Annotated in this window: 7 protein-coding genes and 1 tRNA gene; 6 read left to right on the forward strand and 2 right to left on the reverse strand. The window is 40.0% G+C overall.

Features of this window, described 5'->3' with window-relative positions; all coding sequences use genetic code 11:
- Together surE and B3Y13_RS05200 are read right to left on the reverse strand one after the other, a co-directional pair.
- Positions 1-365, reverse strand: a 365-nt coding sequence (gene surE, locus B3Y13_RS05195; protein WP_296693157.1) for a 5'/3'-nucleotidase SurE, incomplete at its 3' end; no start/stop codon positions are given.
- Positions 358-1545, reverse strand: a complete 1188-nt coding sequence (locus B3Y13_RS05200; RefSeq protein WP_296693160.1) for a galactokinase — start codon at positions 1543-1545, stop codon at positions 358-360. The genes B3Y13_RS05200 and surE, both read right to left, overlap by 8 nt.
- 113 nt (positions 1546-1658) lie before the next feature.
- Between B3Y13_RS05200 and lnt the strand changes: the two genes are divergently transcribed.
- The 6 genes from lnt (at position 1659) to B3Y13_RS05230 (ending at position 7587) form a co-directional block, all read left to right on the forward strand.
- Positions 1659-3347 carry an apolipoprotein N-acyltransferase gene (lnt, locus tag B3Y13_RS05205; RefSeq protein WP_296693161.1) on the forward strand — a complete coding sequence of 563 codons (1689 nt, stop codon included), beginning with the start codon at positions 1659-1661 and terminating at the stop codon, positions 3345-3347.
- A gap of 48 nt (positions 3348-3395) precedes the next feature.
- A complete protein-coding gene (gene nrdR / locus B3Y13_RS05210) occupies positions 3396-3899 on the forward strand; it encodes a transcriptional regulator NrdR (protein ID WP_296668969.1) in 504 nt (167 codons plus the stop codon).
- A gap of 2 nt (positions 3900-3901) precedes the next feature.
- On the forward strand, positions 3902-6037 hold the full coding sequence (locus tag B3Y13_RS05215; protein WP_296022730.1) for a ribonucleoside triphosphate reductase: 2136 nt from the start codon (positions 3902-3904) through the stop codon (positions 6035-6037).
- A 27-nt stretch (positions 6038-6064) separates the two neighbouring features.
- On the forward strand, positions 6065-6622 hold the full coding sequence (nrdD, locus tag B3Y13_RS05220) for an anaerobic ribonucleoside-triphosphate reductase (protein WP_296668971.1): 558 nt from the start codon (positions 6065-6067) through the stop codon (positions 6620-6622).
- A 50-nt stretch (positions 6623-6672) separates the two neighbouring features.
- Positions 6673-7398 (forward strand): anaerobic ribonucleoside-triphosphate reductase activating protein, encoded by a 726-nt coding sequence (locus tag B3Y13_RS05225; RefSeq protein ID WP_296693164.1) that lies wholly within the window; start codon positions 6673-6675, stop codon positions 7396-7398.
- 117 nt (positions 7399-7515) lie between these two features.
- Positions 7516-7587: transfer RNA gene (locus tag B3Y13_RS05230), tRNA-Met, on the forward strand.

Raw genomic sequence — 7587 nt, forward strand, 5'->3', positions numbered from 1 at the left:
AAAACCGCCTGTCTTGCCGCTGCGACCGTTCCTGAATAAATACAGTCGGTTCCCATGTTCGGGCCCTTGTTTATTCCTGAAAAAACAGCATCAAATTCAACATTTTCAAAAAGATTTGAACGCAAGGCCGAAATTACGCAGTCTGCAGGATAACCTGAGCAAGACCATTCGTTTTCCGCAAACCGCTTAAAAGTCAGCGACTCGTGCATTAAAATATGAGAGGAAACGGCAGATCTGTTGGAAGACGGAGCCAGAACATAAACATTTGCAACTTTTTTTAAAGTTTCTGCAAGAATCTGAAGCCCCGGAGCAGAAATTCCATCATCGTTTGTGAGCAATAAATTCAGTTTTTTTGAATTATTCAATTACCTGTACCCCGCCAGCAGGCCGGACTTCGTAACAGGACGCCTTGAATCCAAAAATTCGCTCGTATTCGGCAAGAGTTTTTCTAAACGCCTGCTCGTCTGAACGGTTCATAATCGTGTAAGTCATGCGTCCAAAACCTTTGCCTGTAATTCTTCCGCACGAAACTGGATTTCTTGAATCTTGCGCATTCGGATTTATCTCCTGCAATCTTTTTAAAATCCAATCAATTTCCGGACAAGAAAGCTCATAGTCTTCGCGCATATTTTTATAACTGTGAATAACAGCCCTCGCAAAACCTCCGAATTCTCCGGCCATAAGCGATTTCTGAGCTTCGAGGACGTATTTGTGTTCACGCATAATGCACTGTAAACGCCTTCGAGTATCTTCCGGCACCACAGAAAGAACATCATTTACTTCGGAAGGATTTTCTTCATAAACCCATCCTCCGTAAACATTTGACTTCCGTTCCTTTAACTCGCCGAGAAGAAGGACATTTTCAGGCTGCTGAATAGTTTCTTCATTCCAAATTTCAACTCTCGGAACTTTAGTATCTGTAAGAAGAATTATCTTATCTTCAAAGTTGAACGGAACCAAATCACAAGAACCTGTTGAATAATCCGTAAGAACAAGTGAATTTTCTTTTGAATAGATTGCAGAAAAATAATCCGCCATGTAATTCTCAAGATTAAGGAAAATCTTGTTTCCACGCTCAATTACCTGCAAAAGCTGAGAATCCGAGCACTGAAGATTGAAAAGCTTTCTGATTGCATAGGCAGTTGCAACTTTTATTGCTGTCGTAATTCCGCATCCGGCAGAAGGTAAAACCTGGGAATAAACCGTAAAATCTATTCCAGAAAGGTCAAAACCACCTGAAATAAAACCGTAAACAATCGCTTTAAGAGCATTTGCCCAGCGGTCTTCTTTTCTGAATTTCAACGCGGTTAAAGTTCCGCGTTTTCTGTCTTTTAACTGGGAAAAATAAAATCTGAGCGAAACGTCCTGCCGTTTAGAAACAGCGACAAAAACAGGCAGGTCAACTGCCATAGATAAAGTTTTATCCTTTGCAAACCAAGTATGTTCGCCAATCAAATGAAATCTGCCGTTCGCAACAGCAATAACAGCTGGTTTTACCTGATATTCCTGCAAGTGCTCATTTCTGGTAAAATCTGCCTGTTCCATAGTGCCTCTCTACTTTTGGTGCAACGATTAACTTTTTATTTACATTTTTAAATATGCTTGGATATTTTCAAAACCTTGCTAAAAAAAATCAATATTTATAGAATGATATTATAATGTTCTGTTTTTTACAAGTTTTTTTATCTTTTTTTTCCAGCCTGCTAATTTCGCTTGCAATTCCAAATGAATTATTTAAAATCGGGTGCCCGCTCTTTGCGCTTTTTGCACTCGTTCCTCTATATATAGCAATTTCACGTTCACAAAGTTACAAAGAAGCATTCTGGCTTTCATTTTTACACGGAGGCCTTGTTCATTTATTTTCAAGTTTCTGGCTAAAAAATTTTCAGGGAATGGCGCTTTTTACACTCGGAGCAAGCCTTCTGGGAACAGCCTTTATCGAAGGAATAATCGGCTGGTTTTTATTCTTTCCTTTTTCTCAAAAAAACAGGGGTTTGCCGGGAATTTTTATTCTGATTAAGATTTTCTGGTTTACAGGCGTCTATGTCGTTTACGAGTGGTGCAAATCGACAGGATTTTTAGCATATCCGTGGGGAACTCTTTCCATGACAGCACTTTCGTGGCCGTTTTTTATGCAAATCGCAGACATTACAGGCCAATACGGCGTAACTTTTATTTTTGCGCTTTTTTCTTCGGTCGTTGCGCAGGGAATTCTTCTTGTAAACGAACATAAAAAAATCCTCAACCTTAAAAGCTGCGTTTTTTCGTACAAGCTCGCGGCAAAAACATTTTTTATTCTCTTCGGACTGACAGCAATATATGGATTTTATCAATACAACAAACCTAGATTTCCAGTCAAGCATATCAATACGGTAATGGTTCAGCAGGACATGGACACTTACCGCTCAAACGAAAAAGACGCAATTGAGGTTTCTCAGTTTCTTACAGATGAGGGAATTAAAGAATTTTCTTCAAACCATAAAAAAACGGATTTAGTTGTCTGGAGCGAAGGCATCCTAAACAGAAGATGGCCGGATTCATATGGATATTATCTGACACATCCGGAGAAAAAACCTCTTATAAAATACATAAAAGAAAAAAAAGTTCCGTTTATAATCGGCGGAGCGATGATTCTTGACCGCGAAAACCATAAATTTTCAAATGCGGCGCTTCTTTTTAACAAAAACGGTGAACTTGCAGGCGCATATTCAAAACTTCATCTCGTTCCATTTGCAGAAGCAATTCCCTTTGTTGAATACGAACCTGTACGGAATTTCATAAAAAAAATCGCAGGTTTTTCATACGGATGGACGGCAGGAACAAAAAACACAGTTTTTGAAATACCTGTCTCTTCGCCAAAACAAAATCTTGATATGGAAATAATTTCTCTTGAAAAAAGACAGCCGGAAAAAACTTCAGTTATAGTTTCCGCTCCGATATGCTTTGACGACGCTTTTGGACACGTTTTCCGCGGACTTTTTTCTGCCGGAACCGAGCTTTTTATGAATATCACAAACGATTCGTGGTCAAAAACACAGTCAGCAGAATACCAGCATCTTGCGGTGGCAGCCTACAGGGCGATTGAATTCAGAACAACCCTCGCCCGCTGCACAAATTCTGGCGTTACAACAGTAATTTCTCCGTCTGGGAAAGTCATTTCTTCACTTCCACTTTTTGAGCCTGCGCACTTAAGCATCTCAATTCCAGTTTACGGAAGGCAGGTTACTGTCGCTTCTCAGTTCGGAGACTGGCTTCCTCATTTGCTTATAATCTTGATTGCCAGTTTTTTGTTTTTTTGCGCAAAATCAAAAAAATTCTATTGCCAGTCTAGATTTAGTGTTTTATGATGAATTAGTTATAAAAATAACACTATTGCTAGAGGGGATATTTTTTTTATGCGCTGTCCTTACTGTGGAAGCCTAGACGACAAAGTCATTGAATCACGCACAATGGCAAACGGAGAATCGCTCCGCCGCCGCCGTGAATGTGTAAGCTGCGGATACAGATTTACAAGCTACGAAAGAATCGAAGAAAAACCATTTATGGTAATAAAAAGAGACGGACGCAGGCAGCCTTTTGACAGGACAAAACTCGAAAAGGGAATCGACCGGGCCCTCGAAAAACGTCCGGTTGCGACAAATATGATAGAAAACATCATAAATGACATAGAAGACCGTGCAATAATCGCAGGCAAGGCGAACCGAGAAATTTCAACATCTGAATTGGGAGAATTCGTCCTTGAAAGACTGTACGACATAGATAAGGTTGCATACATCCGTTTTGCTTCCGTATACAAGCACTTTGAAAATCTCGAGGAATTTGTTACAGAAGTAAACAACCTTTCCAAGAAAAACCGTGAAAAGAAAAACAAAACAGAAAAAACAGAAGAGGGAGAATAAAGGTGGAATCTTTCAAAAAAACAAACAGCGATGATTTGTCAATATTTCCGCAATGGAGAAGTTTTTTGGGCTCATCCAGCGATGAAGAAACAAAAGGCTTTTTAAGACAGGTTGTAAAACGCAACGGCTCGATAGAAAAATACGACCGCTCAAAGATAGAATCAGCCGTAAACAGGGCAATTGAAGCTGTTTCAAAAATTCCAGACACAGAAAAAGCAAAAGAACTTACAGACAAGGTTGAAGAAAACCTGAGAGTTCTTTTGGCAGGCCGTCGCGCACATTCAATTCCTGCAATCGAAGAAATTCAAGATATTGTCGAAAACGTGCTTATAGAAGCAAAGGAAGTTGAAGTTGCAAAAGCATACATTCTTTACCGTGCAAAACACGAGGCAATCCGCGACTCAAAATCCTTAATGCTCGACATAAACGCAACAATGGACGGCTACCTTGCACAGTCAGACTGGCGCGTAAAAGAAAATGCAAACGTGAATTTTTCACTTGGAGGCCTTATTCTTCACAACTCAGGAACAGTAACGGCAAACTACTGGCTAAAGAATATTTATACTCCAGAAATTGCAGAAGCCCACAAAAACTGCGCTTTTCATATTCACGATCTGTCGATGTTTTCCGGCTATTGCGCCGGCTGGTCTTTAAGACAGCTTATTCAGGAAGGACTTGGCGGTGTTCCAGACAAAATCACCTCAAAACCAGCATCTCACCTTTCAACATTGGTAAACCAAATTGTCAATTTTTTGGGAATAATGCAAAATGAATGGGCTGGCGCTCAGGCGCTTTCATCATTCGATACATATCTTGCTCCTTTTGTAAAAGCAGATAATCTTGACTATAAAAGCGTAAAACAGTGCATTCAAAGCTACATATTCGGAGTAAACACACCAAGCCGCTGGGGTTCCCAGGCACCGTTTACAAACATAACGCTTGACTGGATCTGTCCAGACGACTTAAAGAATAAAAAAGCAATCGTAGGCGGAAAAGAACAGAATTTTAAATACGGCGACTGTCAAAAAGAAATGGACATGATAAACAAAGCTTTTCTTGAGCTTCTTCTGGAAGGCGATGCCGTCGGCCGAGGATTCGCATATCCGATTCCAACATACAACATTACAAAAGATTTCATCTGGGACAGCGAGAATGCAAAGCTTTTGTTTGAAATAACAAGCGCATACGGAACACCTTACTTTCAAAATTTCATCAATTCGGATTTAAATCCAAATGATGTCCGCTCAATGTGCTGCCGGCTCAGACTCGACAAACGAGAATTAAGAAAACGAGGCGGCGGACTTTTCGGCTCAGACGAATTTACAGGTTCTCTCGGAGTTGTAACAATCAACCTTCCGCAAATCGGATATCTTGCAAAAACAGAGGAAGAATTTTACGCTAGGCTTGACTACCTAATGGATTTGGCAAAACAAAGCCTCTGCATAAAGCGAAAAGTAATTCAAAAGCTTTTGGACAACGGACTTTTTCCATACACAAAGCGATACCTAAAAACACTGGACAACCACTTTAACACAATCGGTCTGTGCGGCATGAACGAATGCTGTCTGAACTTTTTGGGCGTAAACATCACAGACAAAAAAGGCTATCAATTTGCCTGTGAAGTGCTCGACCATATGCGCTCAAAAATGCAGGATTATCAGGAAAAAACTGGCGAGCTGTTCAACCTTGAGGCAACTCCTGCCGAAAGCACATCTTACCGTTTGGCACGGCATGACAAAACAAACTTTCCTGGCATAATCACAAGCGGAAAAGACGAGCCTTACTATACCAACAGCTCACAGCTTCCAGTCGATTACACTTCGGATGTTTTTGAAGCCCTCGACCAGCAGGAAAAATTGCAGACAAAATACACAGGCGGAACAGTTTTCCATATGTTCCTGGGAGAACAGATAAAAGACTGGCGCGCCTGCCGTGATCTTGTAAAAAAAGTCTTTACAAATTACAGAATTCCGTATTTTACAATCAGCCCGACATATTCAGTTTGTCCAGTGCACGGCTACATTGCTGGAGAGCATTTTGAATGTCCAAAATGCAAGGCAGAAAAAGAAGCAGAATTAAGAAAAAAACTTGCAGAACTTGAAGCTGAACGAAATTCACTTTTAAACAAAAAAAAGTAACAATAAACAAAAATGGGAGAAGATAAAATGACAGAGCAGACAAAAACAATCGAAGAACTCGATGCGCAGATTGAATCTTTAAGAGAAGAACTCAAAAACGTGCACGGAACAGAAACCGAGGTCTATGCAAGAATTGTAGGATATTACCGTGCCGTAAAAAACTGGAACAAAGGAAAGCGCGACGAATACAATCATCGCAAACTTTTTACAGTGGACGAGACTTTTTCAGGCCAGCCAGACTGTCAGCAGGAACTTCAGGCTTCACTTTTTAACAAAACAAACAGTTCAGAAAACGAAAACACATGCTCGGAAGAATCGGCAGTGCCGGCAGATTATGAATTTTTTATGAGGAAAACCTGTCCAAACTGTCCTCCAGTAAAAGCCTTTATGGAAGAACTTAATCTTACAGGAAAGTTAATTGATGTTGATACAGACGAAGGGCTGAGAATTGCAGCCGCAAAAGGCGTATTTTCTGCTCCAACAGTAATTTTCTATGACGAAAATGGAACTGAAATCGCGCGGGCACACAGCGTAGAAGACATAAAAACTTCAATTCCAGAAATGAATCTGGCACAGGCAGTTTAACTCCGCAATTTTTATATTTGCCGGATAAAAAGACAAATTGAACAAATTATATGAATGAAAAAATCGGCGCACTCGTAAAAACATCTCTCGTTGATTTTCCAGGAACTGTGTGCGCCGCAGTTTTTCTAAAGCACTGCAACCTGCGATGTCCGTACTGTTACAATGCACAGTTAGTAACAAAACCCCAAGACGACAATGGTCTTTTTACCATAACCGAAATTAAAAACCACCTTATAAAACGCAAAGACGTTCTAGACGGATTAGTAATTTCCGGAGGAGAAGCGCTTTTAAATCCTGACACAAAAGAACTCATTCTTTTTGCAAAAAAATTAAACTACAAGATCAAGCTGGACACAAACGGCACAATGCCAGAACTTTTACAGCAAATTACAGAAAATCCGCAGACACGTCCAGATTTTATTTCAATGGACATAAAAACAAGCCCTCACAAATATCACAGGCTTTTAAATTATTCCAACATTTACGACAAAACAGATTATGAACAGGCCTTAAAAAAATCGATAAAAATATTAAAAGAATATCCTTCCGCCAGCCGAGAATTCCGAACAGTTTTAGTTCCGACACTCGTACAGAAAGAAGATATAGAAAATATCGCCGCAATTCTTCCAAAAGACGCCTCATGGCAGTTCGCACGTTTTTCTGCCGGAAACTGTCTTGAGCCTCTCTATAATGCGCTTCCACCTTACAGCGAATCTCAACTTTCAGAACTTATAAACTACGCAAAGACATTTATTCAAAATTCCTGCCTAAGATAATTTATAAAAAGCATTTTTTACAGACAGCCAATTATTTTTGTTTTGATTATTTTCAATTTTTTTGCATTTTGATGCTTGACCTTTTTTTTGTACTTTGGTATAGTTGAACAATCACTTGGGGGCATAGTCCAGCTGGTAGAACACCGGACTCATATTCCGTATGTCATAGGTTCAAGTCCTATTGCCCCT

It is taken from the genome of Treponema sp. UBA7567 (genome assembly GCF_002476655.1).
In the GTDB taxonomy this organism is placed as follows: domain Bacteria; phylum Spirochaetota; class Spirochaetia; order Treponematales; family Treponemataceae; genus Treponema_D.

Coding starts and splice junctions, on each gene's coding strand:
- B3Y13_RS05200 (WP_296693160.1), bottom strand. CDS start 1,545: ATGGAACAGGCAGATTTTACCAGAAATGAGCACTTGCAGGAATATCAG.
- lnt (WP_296693161.1), top strand. CDS start 1,659: ATGTTCTGTTTTTTACAAGTTTTTTTATCTTTTTTTTCCAGCCTGCTA.
- nrdR (WP_296668969.1), top strand. CDS start 3,396: ATGCGCTGTCCTTACTGTGGAAGCCTAGACGACAAAGTCATTGAATCA.
- nrdD (WP_296668971.1), top strand. CDS start 6,065: ATGACAGAGCAGACAAAAACAATCGAAGAACTCGATGCGCAGATTGAA.
- B3Y13_RS05225 (WP_296693164.1), top strand. CDS start 6,673: ATGAATGAAAAAATCGGCGCACTCGTAAAAACATCTCTCGTTGATTTT.